At 69.8% G+C, this 19,082-nt stretch carries 17 protein-coding genes and 2 pseudogenes; 8 read left to right on the top strand and 11 right to left on the bottom strand.

Going from position 1 to position 19,082, the window contains the following annotated elements:
* Nucleotides 1–456 precede the first annotated feature (456 nt).
* Together ACZ7IB_RS34275 and ACZ7IB_RS34270 are read right to left on the bottom strand one after the other, a co-directional pair.
* Entirely contained in the window at nt 457–2,010 is a 1,554-nt protein-coding gene (locus tag ACZ7IB_RS34275) for a peptidoglycan-binding protein (protein ID WP_470917948.1), read from the bottom strand.
* A gap of 216 nt (nt 2,011–2,226) precedes the next feature.
* Entirely contained in the window at nt 2,227–2,379 is a 153-nt protein-coding gene (locus ACZ7IB_RS34270) for a hypothetical protein (protein WP_470917946.1), read from the bottom strand.
* A 16-nt stretch (nt 2,380–2,395) separates the two neighbouring features.
* On the opposite strand from ACZ7IB_RS34270, the pseudogene ACZ7IB_RS34265 reads away from it, so the two are divergent.
* Nucleotides 2,396–2,554: pseudogene (locus ACZ7IB_RS34265) on the top strand (alpha/beta fold hydrolase); the annotation flags it as partial.
* 46 nt (nt 2,555–2,600) lie between these two features.
* Here the strand turns inward: ACZ7IB_RS34265 and ACZ7IB_RS34260 are convergent.
* Nucleotides 2,601–4,968, bottom strand: a pseudogene (locus ACZ7IB_RS34260) (endonuclease/exonuclease/phosphatase family protein).
* Between the two features lie 237 nt (nt 4,969–5,205).
* Here ACZ7IB_RS34260 and ACZ7IB_RS34255 point away from each other — a divergent pair.
* Both ACZ7IB_RS34255 and ACZ7IB_RS34250 read left to right on the top strand, forming a co-directional pair.
* Nucleotides 5,206–6,015: an ArsR/SmtB family transcription factor gene (locus ACZ7IB_RS34255; RefSeq protein ID WP_470918043.1), complete on the top strand. Its 810-nt coding sequence runs from the start codon at nt 5,206–5,208 to the stop codon at nt 6,013–6,015.
* Between the two features lie 103 nt (nt 6,016–6,118).
* A complete protein-coding gene (locus ACZ7IB_RS34250; protein WP_470917944.1) occupies nt 6,119–6,295 on the top strand; it encodes a hypothetical protein in 177 nt (58 codons plus the stop codon).
* 21 nt (nt 6,296–6,316) lie between these two features.
* On the opposite strand, the gene ACZ7IB_RS34245 is transcribed toward ACZ7IB_RS34250, so the two are convergent.
* A complete protein-coding gene (locus ACZ7IB_RS34245) occupies nt 6,317–6,685 on the bottom strand; it encodes a nuclear transport factor 2 family protein (RefSeq protein WP_470917942.1) in 369 nt (122 codons plus the stop codon).
* A gap of 226 nt (nt 6,686–6,911) precedes the next feature.
* Nucleotides 6,912–7,364 carry a DUF5709 domain-containing protein gene (locus tag ACZ7IB_RS34240; RefSeq protein ID WP_383976333.1) on the bottom strand — a complete coding sequence of 151 codons (453 nt, stop codon included), beginning with the start codon at nt 7,362–7,364 and terminating at the stop codon, nt 6,912–6,914.
* Between the two features lie 245 nt (nt 7,365–7,609).
* Here ACZ7IB_RS34240 and ACZ7IB_RS34235 point away from each other — a divergent pair, with 245 nt between their 5' ends.
* Nucleotides 7,610–7,840 (top strand): DUF6296 family protein, encoded by a 231-nt coding sequence (locus ACZ7IB_RS34235; protein ID WP_470917940.1) that lies wholly within the window; start codon nt 7,610–7,612, stop codon nt 7,838–7,840.
* A gap of 82 nt (nt 7,841–7,922) precedes the next feature.
* Here the strand turns inward: ACZ7IB_RS34235 and ACZ7IB_RS34230 are convergent, their stop codons facing one another.
* Both ACZ7IB_RS34230 and ACZ7IB_RS34225 read right to left on the bottom strand, forming a co-directional pair.
* Nucleotides 7,923–8,348 (bottom strand): cold-shock protein, encoded by a 426-nt coding sequence (locus ACZ7IB_RS34230; RefSeq protein ID WP_470917938.1) that lies wholly within the window; start codon nt 8,346–8,348, stop codon nt 7,923–7,925.
* 147 nt (nt 8,349–8,495) lie between these two features.
* Nucleotides 8,496–9,371 carry a DMT family transporter gene (locus ACZ7IB_RS34225; RefSeq protein ID WP_470917937.1) on the bottom strand — a complete coding sequence of 292 codons (876 nt, stop codon included), beginning with the start codon at nt 9,369–9,371 and terminating at the stop codon, nt 8,496–8,498.
* Nucleotides 9,372–9,502: 131 nt separating this feature from the next.
* Here ACZ7IB_RS34225 and ACZ7IB_RS34220 point away from each other — a divergent pair, with 131 nt between their 5' ends.
* The gene (locus tag ACZ7IB_RS34220) at nt 9,503–10,663 is read left to right on the top strand and encodes a winged helix DNA-binding domain-containing protein (protein WP_470917936.1); all 1,161 of its coding nucleotides are present in this window, start codon (nt 9,503–9,505) and stop codon (nt 10,661–10,663) included.
* A 15-nt stretch (nt 10,664–10,678) separates the two neighbouring features.
* Here the strand turns inward: ACZ7IB_RS34220 and ACZ7IB_RS34215 are convergent, their stop codons facing one another.
* Nucleotides 10,679–11,521, bottom strand: a complete 843-nt coding sequence (locus ACZ7IB_RS34215) for a response regulator transcription factor (protein WP_470917934.1) — start codon at nt 11,519–11,521, stop codon at nt 10,679–10,681.
* 294 nt (nt 11,522–11,815) lie between these two features.
* On the opposite strand from ACZ7IB_RS34215, the gene ACZ7IB_RS34210 reads away from it, so the two are divergent.
* Nucleotides 11,816–13,492, top strand: a complete 1,677-nt coding sequence (locus tag ACZ7IB_RS34210) for an AMP-binding protein (protein ID WP_470917932.1) — start codon at nt 11,816–11,818, stop codon at nt 13,490–13,492.
* The gene (locus ACZ7IB_RS34205; RefSeq protein WP_470917930.1) at nt 13,489–15,096 is read left to right on the top strand and encodes an AMP-binding protein; all 1,608 of its coding nucleotides are present in this window, start codon (nt 13,489–13,491) and stop codon (nt 15,094–15,096) included. The genes ACZ7IB_RS34210 and ACZ7IB_RS34205 overlap by 4 nt, the downstream gene beginning before the upstream one ends.
* Nucleotides 15,097–15,118: 22 nt before the next feature.
* Here ACZ7IB_RS34205 and ACZ7IB_RS34200 read toward each other — a convergent pair whose 3' ends face one another.
* The 3 genes from ACZ7IB_RS34200 to ACZ7IB_RS34190 all read right to left on the bottom strand — a co-directional run bounded on the left by ACZ7IB_RS34200 (nt 15,119) and on the right by ACZ7IB_RS34190 (nt 16,722).
* Complete coding sequence (locus ACZ7IB_RS34200; protein ID WP_266356623.1) at nt 15,119–15,340, bottom strand: hypothetical protein; 222 nt, start codon at nt 15,338–15,340, stop codon at nt 15,119–15,121.
* Nucleotides 15,341–15,416: 76 nt separating this feature from the next.
* Complete coding sequence (locus tag ACZ7IB_RS34195) at nt 15,417–15,971, bottom strand: GNAT family N-acetyltransferase (RefSeq protein WP_470917928.1); 555 nt, start codon at nt 15,969–15,971, stop codon at nt 15,417–15,419.
* A 22-nt stretch (nt 15,972–15,993) separates the two neighbouring features.
* Complete coding sequence (locus tag ACZ7IB_RS34190) at nt 15,994–16,722, bottom strand: hypothetical protein (RefSeq protein ID WP_470918041.1); 729 nt, start codon at nt 16,720–16,722, stop codon at nt 15,994–15,996.
* Between the two features lie 330 nt (nt 16,723–17,052).
* Here ACZ7IB_RS34190 and gcl point away from each other — a divergent pair, with 330 nt between their 5' ends.
* A complete protein-coding gene (gcl, locus tag ACZ7IB_RS34185; protein ID WP_470917926.1) occupies nt 17,053–18,828 on the top strand; it encodes a glyoxylate carboligase in 1,776 nt (591 codons plus the stop codon).
* Nucleotides 18,829–19,082: the final 254 nt, after the last annotated feature.

Below are 19,082 nucleotides of genomic sequence, written 5' to 3'. Positions count from 1 at the left end.
TGTCTGTGCCTGTCAAAACACTGCGGAAAGCGCCGCAGCACGTGAACTGCAAGAAGTACGAACTACGCAGTGAGGTTAAGAACGAGTCAGCAGAAACGTCAAGGGTTTCCGGCAGGTTACTCAAACGTGACACGGGTCTTGACGGTGCTGGAGGGGTGGTGTTCCGGCGGCCTGCGACAGCCCCGAAGCACCACCCGTGCCCGGTCGGGCCGCAGCGGCCGCCCGCTCGGCTGAACCGGCCTCCTGAGCCGAGCCCGTCGCAGGGGCCGGATCCGCGGCGGTGTCACCCGCGTCTACGACAACCCGTGCAGCCGGCACTTCCTCGTCGACAGCGCACCCGCGCTTGTGAGGGCGGGAGGGCGATGCATGGCACGAGACAGGGAAGCGCGAGCGGCATGCGAAAGGCGGGGTGGTGCGTGATCCGCACCACCCCGCCCCGCGCCCGTGAGGTTTTCGTCAGTGCCCCGCCTGCAGCGCCGCCCAGGTGTTCGCCCCTACGACGCCGTCGGCCGTCAGGCTCCGGCTGGCCTGGTAGCTGCGCACCGCCGTCGCCGTCGCCTGGCCGAAGCTCCCGTCGATGCCGACATTCGAGCCGAGCGCCGCGGTCAGCGAGCGCTGGAGCCGCTTCACTCCGTCGCCCGAGGCGCCCTGCTTGAGGGGCGTCGCCGGACCGGCCGACAGCAGCGCGGTCCAGGTCCTGTCTGCCACGACGCCGTCGGCCGTCAGTCCGTGGTTCGCCTGATATGCCATCACCGCGTTCTTTGTGCCCGGGCCGAAGCTGCCGTCCACCGCGCCCACCATGTAGCCCTGCTCGCTCAGCAGCTGCTGAACCGCTTTGACCTGGGGGCCCGTCGAGCCGCTCCGCTGGGTCGCGTACGCGGTGAAGCTCAGCCCGTCACCGCTGTTGCCGCCGCCGGTGCCCCCGCCCACCAACTGCATATAGCGATTCCAGTCCCAGTACGGGCCCGGGTCCGTGTGGTCGTTGCCCGGTGCCTCGCTGTGCCCGATGATGTGCGCCCGGTCCTTCGGGATGCCGTACCGGTCGCACAGGTGGCGGGTCAGGGCCGCCGAGGAGCGGTACATCGTGTCCGTGAACCAGGAGGGGTCGTCGATGAACCCCTCGTGCTCGATGCCGAGCGCCGAGGCGTTCTGGCCCCGTGCGTGGTACGCGGTGTCGCTGTCGCGCACCATCTGGGTGATCTGGCCGTCGGAGGAACGCACCACATAGTGGGCGCTCACCTCGGCCGTCGGGTTCTGGAACCAGCTGATCGAGCCCGCGTACGAGCCCTGCGTGACATGGATGATCACCTTGTCGATCTTGGCCGTCCGGCCCACGGTGAAGTTGTTCGCATTGGCCGGAACCCACAATGCGGACGGGTAGTCGGTGCTCTGCGTGCGTACGTCGGTGGTGTCGAGCGAGCCCTTCTGCGGTGAGACCGGACGGGCCGTCACCGAGATGTGCTCACCGCCGGGGACGGTGGCATAGAGCCCGTGGGCCAGGAAGGTGTACACGGCTTCGGCGTAGAGGGTGGCGGCGGGTCCCGTCGAGCCGCTGTACCGGGCGACTGCCGGGTACCAGGCGTTGACGTCGTCGCGCTCCCGGTCGTCGAGGCCGAGCTTGTCCGCGTAACTGCGCAGCACCGCCGCGCCGCCGAGGATGTTGGCCTCGGTGTCGGTGCGGAGGTCGGCGAGGGGTTCGCCGGTGAGGGCGGCCGCGCGCTCCAGCGTCCGGTTCGTGGGGTTGCTCACCAGGTGCATCACGCCGTACCCGTTCGCCTGGCTGGGGTGCCCCAAGTGGCCGTCGAGATGCGTCTCGCCGTACCCGACGGCTGCGAGCAGATCACGTGGTACGTCGAACTTCGCGGCCGCCCGTGCGAATGCCTGGTTCATGGAGTGGCCGTCGGCCGGAGCGGCGAATGCCGGGCTTCCGTTCGCGGCCAGAGCCGTGGCGATGAGGGCCGCTAGGACGGATGCGCGGCGCTTTGTGTGGGCGGCGGCTCGTCTGGGCATACCTGCTCCTGCTCTGTGGGGGAGAAGAACGGCCCCCGGGCCCGAGTGGGGTGGGCCGAGGGGCCGAAGCCCGCTCAAGGTATCGGCGTGTACAGGGCATGACATTCACTTGACCGCGTGTCGAACTCCCTTTCACTCCAACGCAGTTGAGGTGCAGGTCGGAACCCTTCCAGGTGACCTGTTCGGCCGTCACCTGGCAGGGCCGAGAGGCGGACATCAGACGCGCGCCGCACCCGTGTCGCCGGGGACGACGGGCGGTGCGGCGGTCAGCGAGCCCGGCAGGACGACCTCGCCGGCCTGAAGCGTCACGCCGAGCGGGCCGAGTGTGCTGGCCGGCCGGACCAGGGCGTTCAGCGGCGAACCGAGCACTGCGCCGCCCGCGCCGGTGTCCCTCCGGGCCCTGTCGGTGCACGGGCTGCGTCACGGCTGCCGAGTCCTGCTTCAGCCCTCGCCGCACACCAAGCCGGTCATCGTCCTCGGCGGCGCGCTCCAGGGGATGTACGACCGGCCCCAGATGGACGACCACCTGGGGCCGCCCGGCGACCGGTCGGCCCCACCCGCGGCTCTCGCGTTCGCGCAGGCTCCCGAGGTCAGTGCCCGCCGTGGCCCGGGGCGTTGACGTCCACCCGCACGATCTGCGGGTCGTGGTCGCTCGCCTGGTCGGCGAACTCCGCGTTGATGTGCACCACGTCGTAGTCGAAGCGGCGGACGCCGGGGCTGGTCAGGATGTGGTCCAGCGTCTGCGAGTTGCCCTCGTACACATAGCTGTACTGCTCGCTCGCAGGCAGCGTGGTGATCAGTGGCTTGAGTACCTCGCCGCTGGTCAGCGCGTCCATTGTCGGGGAGAAGGCGAAGTCGTTGAGGTCGCCGAGCGTGATGATCCGGGCCGAATCGTCCGCGGCCAGCAGCGACTTGACGAAGGTGTTCACCTCTGCCGCCTGCTTCACCCGTTTGGTCTCCGAGCTGCGCCGCGGCTCCTGGTACCGGCCGTGCAGGGGCTGGTCGCCGCCCTTGGACGTGAAATGGTTGCCGATGACGAAGACCGGCTTCCCGTGGAAGCGGAACTCGCCGACGAGAGGCTTGCGGCTGTCGGCCCACGCGTCACTGGTCGGGGCGATCCGGCCGGGCGACACCGAGAGCGTCACCCCCTTCTTCGTCTTCACCGCGGTCACGGCGGTGGTCGCGTCGCCGCCCGCGCGGTCCACGAAGTCGACCCTCTTGGGATTGAAGAGGAAGACGTTGCGGATGTTGCCGCCGGGTTCGCCGCCGTCCTTGCCGTTCTCGGGGGCGACGTACCGCCATGCGTACTGCGGACCGCCCGCGGCGACGATCGCGTCGGTGAACCGCTTCAGCGTCGCCTCGGAGCCGACCGTGCCGTCGTTCACCGCACCGTTGTCGTCCTGGATCTCCTCCAGCGACACGATGTCCGGGGAGGAGAGGCTGACCGCGACGCCCCCGGCGAGGGTGTCGAACTTGGCCTGCTCGTCGAGGGCGTCCAGGTTCTCCACGTTGTACGTGGCGACGGCGAGCTCTTTGCCCTTCTGCTTCCGGGTGGCTTCGCGCCTCAGGTGGTTGTCGGTGAGCGTGCCGAGCCCGGTGGCCTGGAGGTTGTAGCCGCCGAACGACGCGTAGTCCATGACACCGGTGGTGGCCCCGGACAGCACATCGCCCACGTCGGCGACAGGGACGGGCCGGGCCGGGTCGAGCGACATCACCTTGATACGGCCGGTGTTCTGGTCGTCGTAGGAGGAGTACAGCGTGCCGCCCCGCCGGGTCCGGTTCTCGTCCGGCTTGACGCTCACCCAGACCTCGTCGTACGCGGTCGTCGCACCTGTGACCCGGGTGTCGGAGATCTCGACGCGAGTGCCTTCGAGCGACTCGTAGAGGTCGAGGGCGTACGCGGACGGGTCGAGGGCCAGCGAGTCGATCGAACCGCCGTCCGCCGAGGGGACGTAAGCGTCCGGCACCGAGGCCGCGTCGAGCACGACCGGGGCCGGCAGCGCGTTGCCCGAGGACAGGACCGTCGTCTTCGGGGCGGTGATTTCGGTGATCGACTGGGTGGTCGACGACGGGTAGTACTCGTCCACCTTGCCGCTGACCAGCACCGAGTCGCCCACGGCGACATCCGGCGCGGTGGAGCCGGTGTGGACGAACACACCCTCACCGGTACGGGCGTCCGTGTCCGGCGCGATGTCCTGGATCCAGAAGCCGCGTGAACCGGTGGTCCGTACGCCGGTGACGATGCCGGGGACACCGGTCACCGGCCGGCCCTCCAGCGGCGACACACGGGTGGTGCCCTGGATGTCGTGGATCCGGACGGTGCCGGGTTCGGTCGGGCCGCCGGGGTCTTCCGGACCGGAGCCGCCGGACGTCTCACCGGCCGAGTTGACCGGCGTCGGGGTGCCCGCGGCGAGGTCGGCGGCGTTGTCGTCGGTGTCGACGAGGGACGCACCGCGCGCCACCGAGGAGGTGTTCGATGCCCCCGTCGCCGGGCCGCTGCCCTCCCGTACGACTGCGGAGCCGTAGCCGACGAGATCCACGATCCGCGTGTCGGCCGCGCAGTCGGCGGCCGTCTTGCAGGTCAGCGGAGTCGTGCCGGAGACCAGCGCGACGGTTCCGCCGCCGGCCGCCATCGCGACCGTGCCGGTGGTGTCCGGCGTCGGCAGGGCGACGGTGCCGCCGGTGCCCGCGGCCTCGGCGACGAGGTAGCGGCCGCCGGGTGCGACGGACCCGCTCAGTGCGGAGACCTGCCACAGCGAACCGGCGGAAGGAGAGGCCGGCAGATACTGCACGCTGAAACCGGACAGGTCGTACGAGGCGGAACCGGCATTGGCCAGTTCGATGAAGTCGCGGGCGAGTGTCGCGCCCGAGTTGCCCCCGCCGCCGTACACCTCGGAGAAACAGCGTCACGGCGACGGCGCCGGCCAGCAGGACGGAACGGGGTCTGGATATGTGCACGGTGGGCTGCTCCCGAAGTGTGGTGAGGGCAAAAGCTATGCGCGTAGAACCAGCCCTGACAAGACATCAGAAGTTAATTCCAGAAATCGTTCCGGCGGCCCGGAAGCGATGGGGCGAGGAGTGTGGAGGTGTGGGGGTGTCGTCGGGCCGGCCCCGGCTCGACATGCAGCCAAAAGGTTGCCTACGCTGCGAAGGGGCTGAGAACACGAACAGGCGATGGTGACCGTGACGGCGGCGATGGACCCGATATTCAAGGCACTCGCCGATCCGAGCCGCCGGGAGCTCCTCGACCGGCTCAACGCGCGGGGCGGCCAGACCCTGCGCGAGCTGGGCGAGGGCCTGGACATGACCCGGCAGGCGGTGAGCAAGCACCTGGCGGTGCTGGAATCGGCGCTGCTGATCACCGCCGTACGCCACGGCCGGGAGAAGCTGCACTACCTCAACCCGGTGCCGATCCAGGAGCTCGCCGACCGCTGGATCGGCCGGTACGAACGCCACCGCCCGACCGCGCTGTCCCAACTCGAACAGACCCTGGAAGGAACGGCCATGGACCAGCCTGAGTTCGTCTACGTCATCTACATCCAGACCACAGCCGAGAAGCTCTACCAGGCGCTGACCGACCCCGAGTTCATCAAGATCTACATGGGCGGTTACGGTCCCGAGTCGACCTGGGAGGTCGGCGCGCCGGTCCGCTGGAAGATGGACCCGGACGGCGAGTTCGAGGAGGTCGGCCAACGGGTCCTGGAGGCGGAGCCCGGCAAGCGGCTCTCGTACACCTGGCACACCCTGCAGCCCATGCACCGCCAGATGTTCGACTTCGCCTCGGACGAGGAGTGGGACAGGGCCGTCCAGGAGCGGTCCGAGGTCACCTTCGACATCGAGCCGGCCGAGGAGCCCGAGATGGGCATCAAGCTGACGATCACCCACGACGGGTTCGACAGCCCGGACAGCAAGATGCTGGAGGGCGTCAGCGGCGGCTGGGTCGTGATCCTCTCGTCGCTCAAGACCCTTCTGGAGGGCGGGAAGTTCCTCGACGAGCCGGCATGACGACGAGGCGGTCCGGCGCCGGCTCCGGGGCGGCGCCGGACGCCCGCCGCGGCAGCGCAATGCGCGGGCAACACGCGGCAGGCGCAGGCGCGAGCACCTGACTGTGCGTCAATCGATACTGTGCGTCAATCGATCGGCCGGCTCGTCGGCGGCCGCGGTCACCGCACCTTTCGCCGGTACGGCGGAACGTTCCGCGGCCCCGCGCCCCGCCAACCGGCTGTCCGGGAAAGTCGACCGCGGCGACGGCCATCTCGGCATCGGACTGGCGGAGCGCACGTGACGGCTGTCTCCCGGCAGGCTCTCAGGCTCCGGGAACCCGGTCGAGGAAGCCGCTGACCGAAGTGATGCGTCCGTCGTCGGCGAGTGCGAGCACGTCCGACCCGGCGACAGGCGCCGAGCCGTCGGCGGTGGAGACCAGTTCCCAGCTGAAGCGCACGATGTCGTGGTGTCCGTCCGGGGTGCCGATCGGCCGGAACTCGAAACCGGGGAACTGCTGATGGGCCCCGTTGATCGTGGCCGTGAGCTCTTCGTGGCCACGCACGTCGGCCACCGGGTCGGTATAGGTGGCGCTCTCGGTGAAGGCGGCCGCCACGGCCTTCTCCAGGTCCTCGGGGGTGGCCGCGTTCCAGGCGACGAAGTAGCGCTGAACGGCGTCCTCGTATGCGGTCATCGTGCTGTCCTCTCTCGCGTCCCGGCCCCTGGGGCCGGGCTCCCGTGTGCTCGTGAGGAACACGATGTCCGATGGCGTGGAAGGCGTCGATTACCTCCGAGGTCATGGTCGGAGCGTCGCCGGTGAGCTGTCACATCGCAGTAAAGCGGAAGTGAGGAATTCCTGGCGTCAATGTATTTCCGCCGATGCATTCCTTGCGTCGGTGCAAGAGGGAAGAAGCGCCTCCTCACCCCAGGCTGTCCGGGACGACATGCATGGCGGCTTCCTCGGCCGATGCTGCCGCTCCGTCGATCCCGACGTCCTCGGCCGCCAAGGTGTCCGGCTCGTTGATGTCCAGCTGCCGGGTCAGTCGGCCGGCCCGTACCGTACCGACCTCCGCGTCCCAGAGTTCGCCGTCACCGTCGGACAGGTCTCCCAGGTCGTCGCCGTCGGCTTCGGTGACATCGGGCAGCTCCCGTGCCAGGCGTCCCTCCAGCGGCTCGCCACTGTGCTGTTCGGCGGCCGTGGTGCCCAGATCCTCCACCGCCCACGGTCGCTCGGGCGGGGAGTAGCCCTCATCGAGAAGGTCGGTCAGCCCCCGGTTGTCCAGGGTGTCCTCGATGTCGAGCTGCTCGGCGGGGTCGGAGGCCTCAGGCTGTTGGGGCTGGTAGACATCGTCTCCCATGTCGGCATCCTTCATGGTGTGTCCCTTCCCGGTTTCGGGGTCCCGGTTGTGCCTGCCGCGCACGCGACTCGGGAGAAAGGGGGGCATGTATTCGGTAAGCGCCCGAGTGCCGTCGAACCGCCCGTATGGGTTCAGGATAAGTGGCCCGGGCGTGAGCCCGCAGCCGTGAGCCGCTGCCCGGGCGCGGCAGGCCGGTCCGAGGGACGATGGAAGGTGCAGGCGGAGCATGCCCCGCCCCATTCCGTATCGGGAGAAGCGCCATGGATTACCCGGAGAGCTACCAGTTGGTATTTCAGGCGTCCGCCGTGGAGGACGACACGGTGATCGTCCGGCGGACGGCGCAGTCGGGGGCGGGTGGATACCCGATCTACGAGGACGAGACCGGAATCATACGCGCGGAGATCAGCGACCGGGGAGAGGTGCGCATGCTGGCCAGCGGTGGACACCAGGTGCTCGGCACCCCGCTGGTCGTGCGGGAACCGAGCGCCTGAAAGGGCTGGGGCCCGTCCGGCGGATCATGACCGGACGGGCCCCGGCACTACAGGAAGGCGGGCCGGCGCCGGCGCCGCCCCGTCAGCCCTCGGTCCAGCCGTGGTTCTTGGCGAACTGCAGCAACCCGCCCCGGACCTGCAGGATCTGAGCCCCGGTCAGTGACGGTGCCGACTCGAGCAGTACGTCGGTCACCTCCTTGGTGTACTCGGCCGCACTGAGCACATCACACAAGGTGTCGTCGTCCGCCGACCCGGAAACGCTGACCGAGGCGGGCCTCGGAGGAGTCAGCGGCTTCCCGTCGGGACCCTCGGCGAGCCGGACGGACGAGGCCTTCAGCCCGCGGTCACCGTCCTCGATCTCGAACTCGACCGCCGTACCCGTGTGCACATAGGACTCGGGGATCAACATGTCGTTCACATGGAGAAACACATCCTCACCGCCGTGATCGGGTGAGATGAAGCCATATCCCCGTGCGCCGTCGAACCGCACCACGCGACCAGAAACCACACCAACCCCCAAGAAAGAACCGGGCCCCTTGCCCGTTTGCCACACATGGCTCGACCGGAGAATAGCCCTGCACGGCCGGGCGGCGCGACCCTGTGGCGGGGAATCGCCCGGACCGGGGCGAGGGCCTTTGGCGGGGCGGCGGCAGGCTCACCTGAGCTTGCGTGCGGGCGGGGGCGCGGTTCCGGACGCCAGCGGGGAGCGGGCCAGCTCGATGCAGCCCACCGTGATCAGGGTGAGCGCGACCAGTTCGGGCAGCACCCACCACCCGGTGCGCAGTTCCTCGCCGAACAATGTCACCCCGTACAGGACGCTGATCAGCGCGTCACCGAGGGTCAGCGGCGGCTGGACGGCGACCAGCATGCCCGCCTGGAGGGCGTTCTGGAGGAGGAACAGCGCGCCCACTCCGGCCGCGGCGGTGGCGTACAGCTGCCAGGACGTCAAGAGCGCCACCGCTCCACCGCCCCCTTCGAGCCGTGCCATGGCGTCCTTCATGAGTGCGGCCGTCAGGGCATACCCGCATGCGGCGGCGAGGCCGAGCAGTGCGCCCCGGGGGTTGCCTCGCGTGCTCAGGGCCGTGCCGATCAGTGCGGCCTCGAAGATTCCGGTCACGATCAGCGCCGTGATCCAGGTAGCTCCCCGCACGGACGTGCTGCCGCCCCCCGGGGCCGCGGAGGCCATGCCGAGGGCCAGCCCCAGCGTCACGGCCGCCACCGCGTACCAGATCTGCCGGGGGATACGGACCCGCAGAACGAACCCGGCCATCAGCAGTGTGGCCGGCAGCTCGATCACAAAGATCGGCTGGACCAGGGCGATCGGCCCGGTGGCCAGCGCCACGGCCTGGCAGACGGCCGCGACGATCACCAGGCCGATCCCGGCGAGCCACACCCTCCGGCGCAGCAGATGTCCGATCAGCGCCAGCCGCATCGCCTCGCTGTCGGGCACGGTGCGGGCTGCGCGGCGCTGGAGAACGGAGGCTGCGCCGTTGCTGATCGCGGTCAGGATGGCGAACAGGACACTGATCACCAACCCATGATGCGGGTGGCGGGCCCACGATCCGGGGTCCTGCGGGGGCGGCGGCATGGCGGGCGTGCGGATCTGAGCACATCACCCGATGAGGACCGAAGATGTCCGCAAGCCCGCGTAGCGTGCCGTCCATGGCCGCGACGAAGAACCCCACAGCACCCGCCGTGCTCTCCCCGCGCACGCTGGGCCGCGCCACGCTGGAGCGTCAGTTGTTGCTGCGCCGGACCGCGATGTCCGCGAAGGAGGCCGTCGGGCATCTGGTAGGCCTCCAGGCGCAGAACACCAAGCCGCCGTACCACCAGCTCTTCGCGCGCCTCGACGGGTTCGACCCGGCCGAGCTCGCCGGGCTGATGGAGTCCCGCGAGGTGGTCCGTATCGTCACCATGCGCTCCACCATCCACCTGCACACGGCCGCCGACGCGCTCACCCTGCGCCCGCTCGTCCAGGCGGCGCGCGACCGGGAGCTCAGGACGTTCAGCAAGGGGCTCGCCGGGGTGGACCTGAACCGGCTCGGGGCGGTCGGCAGGCAACTCGTCGAGGAGCGGCCCCGCACCCCCAAGGAGATCCGCGAGGCGCTGCTCACCGAGTGGCCCCACGCCGACCCGCAGGCACTGGGTGTGGCCGCCCGCTGTCTGCTGCCGCTGGTCCAGGTCACCCCGCGGGGGGTGTGGGGAAAGAGCGGCCGGGTCGCGCTGACCACCGCCGAACACTGGCTCGGCAGCCCGTCGGAGCCGGTCCCCGCACCGGACGCCACCGTGCTGCGCTATCTCGGGGCCTTCGGGCCCGCCTCCGTGCAGGACATGCAGACGTGGGCCGGACTGACCCGCCTGCGAGAGGTCTTCGAACGGCTGCGGCCGCAGCTCATCACCTTCCGGGACGAGAACGGCGTCGAACTCTTCGACCTGCCGGACGCTCCACGCCCCGACGAGGACACCCCCGCCCCGCCGCGTTTCCTGCCCGAGTTCGACAATGTGCTGCTCGGCCATGCGGACCGTACGCGCGTCATCCCGCCGCAGTACCGGGGGCGCAACGGGAACGGCAATCAGGCGTACGGCACGGTGCTGGTCGACGGATTCCTCGCGGCGATCTGGCGGCTCGGCGGCGGTACCGGTAACGCCGCCGGATACGGGGCGACGACCCTCACCGTGCAACCGCTCGGCAGGCTGAGCGGGGCCGATCGAGACGCCGTCACGGAAGAGGCCGTGCGGATGCTCCGCACCATGGCGACAGCGGGCACCGACGCGAACGGATATGACATCCGGTTCACGACGTTCGTCGACTTCGAACGGTGAGCTCCCGCCGTCGCGCTACGGCAGCAGCCCCGCCCGCCGCGCCGCCACCACCGCCTCCAGACGTGTGTGCGCACCCAGCTTGCGCATCGCCGAACGCAGATACCCCTTCACCGTCTCCGACCGCAGCCCCAGCCGCTGCGCCGCCACGGCGTTCGTCGTCCCCGCTGCCACACAGGCCAGCACGTCCACCTCGCGCGGCGCCAGGTGCACCCCGCAGGGCTGCGGCGCGCGGGCACCGGCCGCAGAGGCGAGCCGTCTGCACACCGAGAGCAACTCGTCGCGCAGCGCCGGGTTTACGACCTTCGGCACCAGGGCGCGCAGTTCACGATGGGCCTCGCGGACGTCCTCCCACGCCTCCGGCGCGGCCCTCGGGTCCGTGAGCTGTTCCCGGGTCACGGCCAGGAGCTGCTGCACCTCGTCCCGTACGACCAGGGCCTGTTCCACATCGCGGGCAGCGGCGACCGCCGCGTCGAACGTACGGTCCCCGAGCGAGACCGGCTCGCGCAGCGCCCCGTACAGCACACCGCGCACCTTGCGCCGTACGACGACGGGCACCGCGACCACCGAGCGCAGGCCCTCCGCCGCCACCGCCACGTCGTACTCGTGGCTGATGTGGCGCGAGGAGCGGTAGTCGGTCACCGCGCACGGCCGGGCCAGGGCGATCGACTTGCCGCCGAGCCCGCTGCCCGCCGAGATGACCAGACCGCGCAGGGCGGCGGTCTGCGCCCCGTTCAGCTCGGCGATCCGGGCGTGCCGGGCATCCGAGAGCAGCCCGCCGAAGGCCACGGGCAGCCCACTGGTCCGGCGCAGCCGCAGCAGCGCTGCCTGCATCTCGACCGCATCGACGGATTCCGGCACGTTGACGCCCCTCTGCCCGGCTCCGGAGGCTCGGCAGCCTCCGCCTGCTGCACCCCCGTTCGGGGGTGGTGAGACCTGGGTCACTGTTTACATGATGTTAAGACCGACCGGCAAATGGGGTGTGGGAGAAGGAGCGGGGCTGGGCGCGTGCAGCTGCAAGGCGGAGGATCGATGCATGGCGGAGCCATGGTGAGTGACGACAACGCCGCAGATATGCGTGCCCGGCCCCGTGACGCCGCCCCCCATTTGCCGGTCGGTCCAAGTGACCGGTCCGGTCCGCAATGAGGAGGGCACATGTCGGCAATCAGCGCAACGGAGACGTTCCGGGCCGCCCGGGACTTTCTGCTGCAGCACCGCGAGGACTATCACGCGGCCTACGAGGGCTTCCGCTGGCCCCGGACCGACCATTTCAACTGGGCGCTCGACTGGTTCGATGCCATCGCCGAGAACAACGACCGCACCGCCCTGCACATCGTGGAGGAGGACGGCGGCCGCACCGAGGTGTCCTTCGCCCGGATGTCCGCCCGCTCCAACCAGGCCGCGAACTGGCTTCGCGCCCAAGGGGTACGCGCCGGGGACCGCATCCTCGTGATGCTCGGCAACCAGGTCGAGCTGTGGGAGACGGCGCTGGCCGCGATGAAGCTGCGCGCCGTGGTCATCCCCGCCACCCCGCTCCTCGGCCCGGTCGATCTGCGCGACCGGGTGGAGCGCGGCCGGGTCCGGCACGTCCTGGTACGGGACACCGACACCGCCAAGTTCGACGAGGTGCCCGGCGACTACACCCGGATCTCGGTCGGCGCCGACGTGCCCGGCTGGCGGTCGTACACCGGCGCCGACGATCGGCCGGAGACCTTCGGGGCGGACCGGGAGACCGACGCCGACGAGCCGCTGATGCTCTACTTCACCTCCGGCACGACCGCCAGCCCCAAGCTGGTCGAGCACACCCATGTCTCCTACCCCGTGGGCCACTTGTCGACGATGTACTGGATCGGCCTCAAGCCCGGGGACGTCCACCTCAACATCTCCTCGCCCGGCTGGGCCAAGCACGCCTGGTCGAATCTCTTCGCGCCCTGGAGCGCCGAGGCGACCGTCTTCATCTTCAACTACACCCGCTTCGACGCGGGCCGGCTGATGGCCGAGATGGACCGCTCGGGCGTCACCAGCTTCTGCGCCCCGCCCACCGTCTGGCGGATGCTGATCCAGGCCGACCTCTCCCAGCTGAAGACCCCGCCGCGAGAGGTCGTCGCGGCCGGTGAGCCACTCAACCCGGAGGTCATCGAGACGGTGCGGCGCACCTGGGGCGTCACCATCCGGGACGGCTTCGGCCAGACAGAGACCGCCGTCCAGGTCGCCAACACCCCCGGCCAGTTGCTGAAGGCCGGGTCGATGGGCCGGCCCAGCCCCGGATTCAAGGTCGAGCTCCTCGACCCGGTCACCGGTGAGCCCGGCGCGGCCGAGGGCGAGATCTCCCTCGATCTGTCGGACCGTCCGGTGGGTCTGATGACCGGCTACCACGGCGACCCGGACCGGACCGCCGAGGCCATGGCGGGCGGTTACTACCGCACCGGTGACATCGGCTCCCGCGACGAGGACGGCTACATCACCTATGTAGGCCGCGCCGACGACGTCTTCAAGGCATCCGACTACAAGATCTCGCCGTTCGAGCTGGAGAGCGCCCTGCTGGAGCACGAGGCGGTCGCCGAGGCCGCCGTCGTCCCGGCCCCCGATCCGGTACGGCTCGCGGTGCCGAAGGCGTACATCGTGCTCGCGGAGGGCTGGGAGCCCGGTCCGGACACGGCGAAGGTGCTGTTCGAGCACTCCCGGGCGGTCCTTGCCCCGTACAAGCGGGTCCGGCGGCTGGAGTTCGCCGAGCTGCCCAAGACCGTCTCCGGCAAGATCCGTCGCATCGAGCTGCGCGAGCGCACGGCCCAGGGCACCGGCACCGAGTACGACGAGGGGGATCTGCGATGAGCGAGCTGTCCTACGCGCACGGCACCGGCACCACGGCGCTGCTCGGCGACACCATCGGAAGCAATCTCGACCGCGCCATCGAGGCGTTCGGTGAGCGCGAGGCGCTCGTCGACGTCGTATCGGGGCGACGCTGGACGTACGCCGAATTCGGCGTGGCGGTCGACGAGCTGGCGCGTGCGCTGATGGCGTCGGGGGTGGCCAAGGGGGACCGGGTCGGGATCTGGGCGATCAACTGCCCCGAGTGGGTGCTCGTGCAGTACGCCACAGCCCGCATCGGCGCCGTCATGGTCAACATCAACCCGGCCTACCGGGCGCACGAGCTGGAGTACGTGCTGAAGCAGGCCGGGATCTCGCTGCTGGTCTCCTCGCTCTCGCACCGCACCAGCGACTTCCGCGCCCTGGTCGACCAGGTCCGCGCGGGCTGCCCCGACCTGCGCGCCGTGCACTACATCGGTGACCCGTCCTGGGACAGGCTGCTGGCTTTGTGCGGATCTGTGGCCGCCGGGCAACTCGAGGCCCGGGAAGCCGAGTTGTCCTGCGACGATCCGATCAACATCCAGTACACCTCCGGCACCACCGGCTTCCCCAAGGGCGCCACCCTCTCCCACCACAACATCCTCAACAACGGCTACTTCGTGGGGGAGCTGGTCGCCTACACCGAACAGGACCGGGTCTGTCTGCCCGTCCCCTTCTCGCACTGCTTCGGCATGGTCATGGGCAACCTCGGCATCACCTCGCACGGTGCCTGCATCGTGATCCCGGCCCCCGCCTTCGAGGCGGCCGCCGTGCTCGCCGCCGTTCAACAGGAGCGCTGCACCTCGCTCTACGGCGTCCCCACCATGTTCATCGCGGAGCTGAACCTCCCCGACTTCGCCTCGTACGACCTCTCCTCGCTGCGTACCGGCATCATGGCCGGATCGCCCTGCCCGGTCGAGGTGATGAAGCGGGTCGTCGCCGAGATGCACATGGACGAGGTGTCCATCTGCTACGGCATGACGGAGACCTCTCCGGTCTCCACCCAGACCCGCCGCGACGACGACCTGGAGCGCCGCACCGGCACCGTCGGCCGCGTCATGCCGCACATCGAGGTCAAGGTCGTCGACCCGGTGACCGGCGTGACCCTGGAGCGCGGTGCGGCGGGCGAACTCCGCACCCGCGGCTACAGCGTGATGCTCGGCTACTGGGAACAGCCCGAGCGCACCGCGGAGGCGATCGACGCGGGCCGCTGGATGCACACCGGGGACCTCGCGGTGATGCGGGAGGACGGCTACGTACAGATCGTCGGCCGGATCAAGGACATGATCATCCGCGGTGGGGAGAACGTATATCCGCGGGAGATCGAGGAGTTCCTCTACGGCCACCCGAAGATCGCGGATGTGCAGGTGGTGGGCATACCGGACGACACCTACGGCGAAGAGGTCCTCGCCTGCGTCATCCCGAGAAACCCGGCGAGCCCGCCGACCCTGGAAGAGGTGACGGGCTACTGCCGTGGACAGCTGGCGCACTACAAGATCCCGCGGCGGCTGCAGATCCTGGAGACCTTCCCGATGACGGTCAGCGGGAAGGTCCGGAAGATCGAACTGCGGGAGGGCTACGGGCAGTAGGACCGGATCGCCCCGGGCGTTGTCAGGCGGCCTCGATGATGTCGCCGGCAACGCCCCGGGTCGCGGCCGCCCATTCGATCAGCAGCACTTCGTAGGCGGCGGACTCCACGGAGGACCAGTCCTGTCCGGCGCGCGCGTCGACCAGGGCCCGTATCGCCTCGTTCGCCTCGGCGGCGGACGGGGACGTCGGTCGGGTCGTGCGCAACGGGTCGACAAGTGGTGTGTGCCGTGGAGTTAAAGCCATGTTCCCTACCTTAAGGCCCAACACTGACAACCGGCCGAACATTTGTGGCCCTCGGCCCGAACGTGACCGATTGCACTCACTGTTGTCGGTTGGTTCCGCTGAGGCGCGGGTCGTGCCCGGCGCGCGGGATCTCGCGCCGCATGCAGACCCTCGGCCAGCGGTCCAGGCCGTGTTCCGCCTCCTCCGCCCTGATCTTCCTCAGCCCGTCGGTGAGTTCGGCCTCGCTCAGCGTGCGGAAGCCGAGGCGGGCGTAGTACGGCGCGTTCCACGGGACGTGGGAGAAGGTCGTCAGCGTCAGTGCGCCGAGCTGCCGCTCGTGCGCCCACCCGGTGAGGTGGTCGATGAGCGTGCTGCCCAGACCGCGTCGTGCGGCGGACGGATGGACGGAGACCTGTTCGATGTGGGCCGCGCCGTCGACCGGGTCGGCGATCAAGTAGCCGACCGGGCGGTCGGCGGGGTCGGCGGCCACCCAGGCGCGGCCGGCCCGGCGGTAGTCGTCCAGCAGTCCGAGCGGCGGGGGATCGTCGTCCGCGATGGCGGACATACCGAGCGCGCGGAACGGTTCGCCGGCGGCGCGCTCGATGTCCTGAAGCAGCGGAAGGTCGGAGCGGCGGGCGGTACGGATACGCATACGGCCAGTATGGCGCCCGGGCTCAGGCGCCGGTGCTGATCAGCTCGTCCGCGGGGCCGTTGACCGGCTGCGGTGTTCCCGTGCGGTCCATGACGAACAGCGGGATGCCGAGGCCGTCCGCGCGCGCTTCGGCGTCCTGCGCGTACCCCGCGAGCGAGAAGAACACGCTCGTGACCGATGCGCTCAGCGCGTTCAGCCAGAGGCACTCGACGTCGCGCAGGACGGTCGGCCGGGAGACCGCGTCGACCTGTGCGATCAGCCCGGTGGCCCGCAGATCGATCCGCGCGGGGGAGCGCTCCGCCGACTGTACGACATCCTGGTAGCCCAGCCACTTCAGATACAGGGCGGCGCTCGCGACCGCATCGTGTGCGGTACGGATCGGCAGGGGCTGGAACGCCGGCCGGGGCGGCGGCGCCGTACGCGGCAGCGGAATGTGGGACGGCCGGTCGGGCCGGGTCCCGTCGGCGGGACCGGGGGTGCCATCGGTTTCCGTCACCGGCCGGACCGGTATCCGCAGCACCGTCCCGCACGGGCAGCACAGCTCCGGCTGCGGCCACTGGTCGTGGCGCCCGCAGATGCGACAGTGCACCGTCACCCAGTCGTCGTTCCAGGTGCGGTGCGTGATCGGTGCGACCGGGGCGCCGCGCAGCACGGGCGGGGCGGTCGGCGCACCGCACGGGCAGGGATAGACCGGCGGGCTGTACGTGTGGTCGCGGCGGCAGGCCGGGCAGCGTACCGGCACCGACTCCACCATGAACTCCCTCTTGCGCGCCCTTGCGACGGGTCACCTCGGCGCACCGAAGCGCGCCGGCGCCGACCGATGCGGGCCGACTCCGCTCCGTATCCCATCGTCCACCAAGAGCGAGGTCCTGGGGAGTGACTTGGCGCATTTCGTGGACCGGTGCGCGCATCGGTCGCCCCACGCCCGCTCTCTTGACGGTCGCCCGGCCGCGCTTTAGATTGACTTCCGTATAACAGAATCAAATTTCCGCAATGCGGAATTAATGCGGAATTGGTGCTCTCAGGTGGCGCGACAGAGCCCGACTCCACCAGGTCCGAGCAGGAGCACTCAATGCCTCGAATGACCGCTGCCCGAGCGGCAGTTGAGATCCTCAAGCGCGAAGGCGTCAGCAACGCGTTCGGTGTGCCGGGCGCGGCGATCAACCCCTTCTACGCGGCCCTCAAGGCCTCCGGCGGGGTTCATCACACGCTCGCCCGCCATGTCGAGGGCGCCTCCCACATGGCGGAGGGCTACACCCGGGCGCGCCCGGGCAACATCGGCGTCTGCATCGGTACGTCGGGGCCGGCCGGCACCGACATGATCACCGGCCTCTACTCCGCCATCGCCGACTCCATCCCGATCCTCTGCATCACCGGGCAGGCCCCGACGGCCGTGCTCCACAAGGAGGACTTCCAGGCGGTCGACATCGCCTCGATCGCGGCGCCCGTCACCAAGGCCGCGACGACCGTCCTCGAGGCCGCCCAGGTCCCGGGTGTCTTCCAGCAGGCCTTCCACCTGATGCGCACCGGCCGCCCCGGTCCGGTCCTCATCGATCTGCCCATCGATGTCCAGCTCACCGAGATCGAGTTCGACCCGGACCTGTACGAGCCGCTGCCGGTGCACAAGCCCGCCGCGACCCGCAAGCAGATCGAGCGAGCCCTGGAGATGCTGAACGCCTCCGAGCGCCCGCTGCTCGTCGCGGGCGGCGGCGTCATCAACGCCGACGCGTCCGAACTCCTGGTGGAATTCGCCGAGTTGACAGGCGTCCCGGTCGTCCCGACCCTGATGGGCTGGGGCATCATCGCCGACGACCACGCGCTGAACGCGGGCATGGTCGGTCTGCAGACCTCGCACCGCTACGGCAACGCGAACTTCCTGGAGTCCGACTTCGTCCTCGGCATCGGCAACCGCTGGGCCAATCGCCACACCGGCAAGCTGGACGTCTACACCCGGGGCCGCACCTTCGTCCACGTGGACATCGAGCCCACCCAGCTCGGCAAGATCTTCGCCCCCGACCTCGGCATCGCCTCCGACGCCAAGGCCGCGCTGGAACTGTTCGTCGAGGTGGCGCGCGAGCTGAAGGCGGCCGGAAAGCTCAAGGACCGCTCGGAGTGGGCCGCGTCCACCCAGGAACGCCGGGCCGAGCTGCAGCGCCGTACACACTTCGACAACGTGCCGCTGAAGCCGCAGCGGGTGTACGAGGAGATGAACCGGGCCTTCGGCCCCGAGACCCGGTACGTCACCACGATCGGCCTCTCCCAGATCGCCGGTGCGCAGATGCTGCACGTCTACCGGCCACGCCACTGGATCAACTGCGGCCAGGCGGGCCCGCTCGGCTGGACCATCCCGGCCGCGCTGGGCGTCGCCACGGCCGACCCGGACGGCTCCGTCGTCGCGCTCTCCGGCGACTACGACTTCCAGTTCATGCTGGAGGAGCTGGCGGTCGGTGCGCAGCACCGCATCCCATACGTTCATGTCCTGGTGAACAACTCCTACCTGGGACTGATCCGCCAGGCGCAGCGCAACTTCGACATCGACTTCCAGGTCAACCTGGAGTTCGAGAACCTCAACTCGCCGGAGATCGGCGTCTACGGCGTCGATCACGTCAAGGTCGTCGAGGGCCTGGGCTGCAAGGCGATCCGCGTCACCGAGCCGGAACAGCTGCTGCCGGCCTTCGAGGAGGCGAAGAAGTTGGCTGCGGAGTTCCGGGTCCCGGTGGTGGTCGAGGCGCTCCTGGAGCGCGTGACGAACATTGCGATGAGCGGTACGGATATCGCGTCCGTCAACGAGTTCGAGGACATCGCGACGGACCCGTCCCACGCACCGACCGCGATCCGCCCGCTCACAACGTCCTGACGGTCTGCCGGCCCGCCCGTGGCCCCCGCCCCCGAGAGTTCGGGGGCGGGGGCCACGGGCGTTCTCCGGCCTGTCCGGCGTTCGAGGACGGAACCCTTGCGGCGGGTCCGGCATCCTGGGCGCGACCTGGAATGCCGAGAAGGGCGCGGAGCACGGACCGGGCACCCCGTACGCCGCTGCCTCATGTCGCGTTCAGTGCCACGGTCGGGTGGAGGCGGGAGGCGCGGATCGCCGGGTAGAGGCCCGCGATCACT

Source organism: Streptomyces sp. NPDC037301 (genome assembly GCF_055602785.1).
This window is presented reverse-complemented; position numbering and strand designations above follow the sequence as displayed.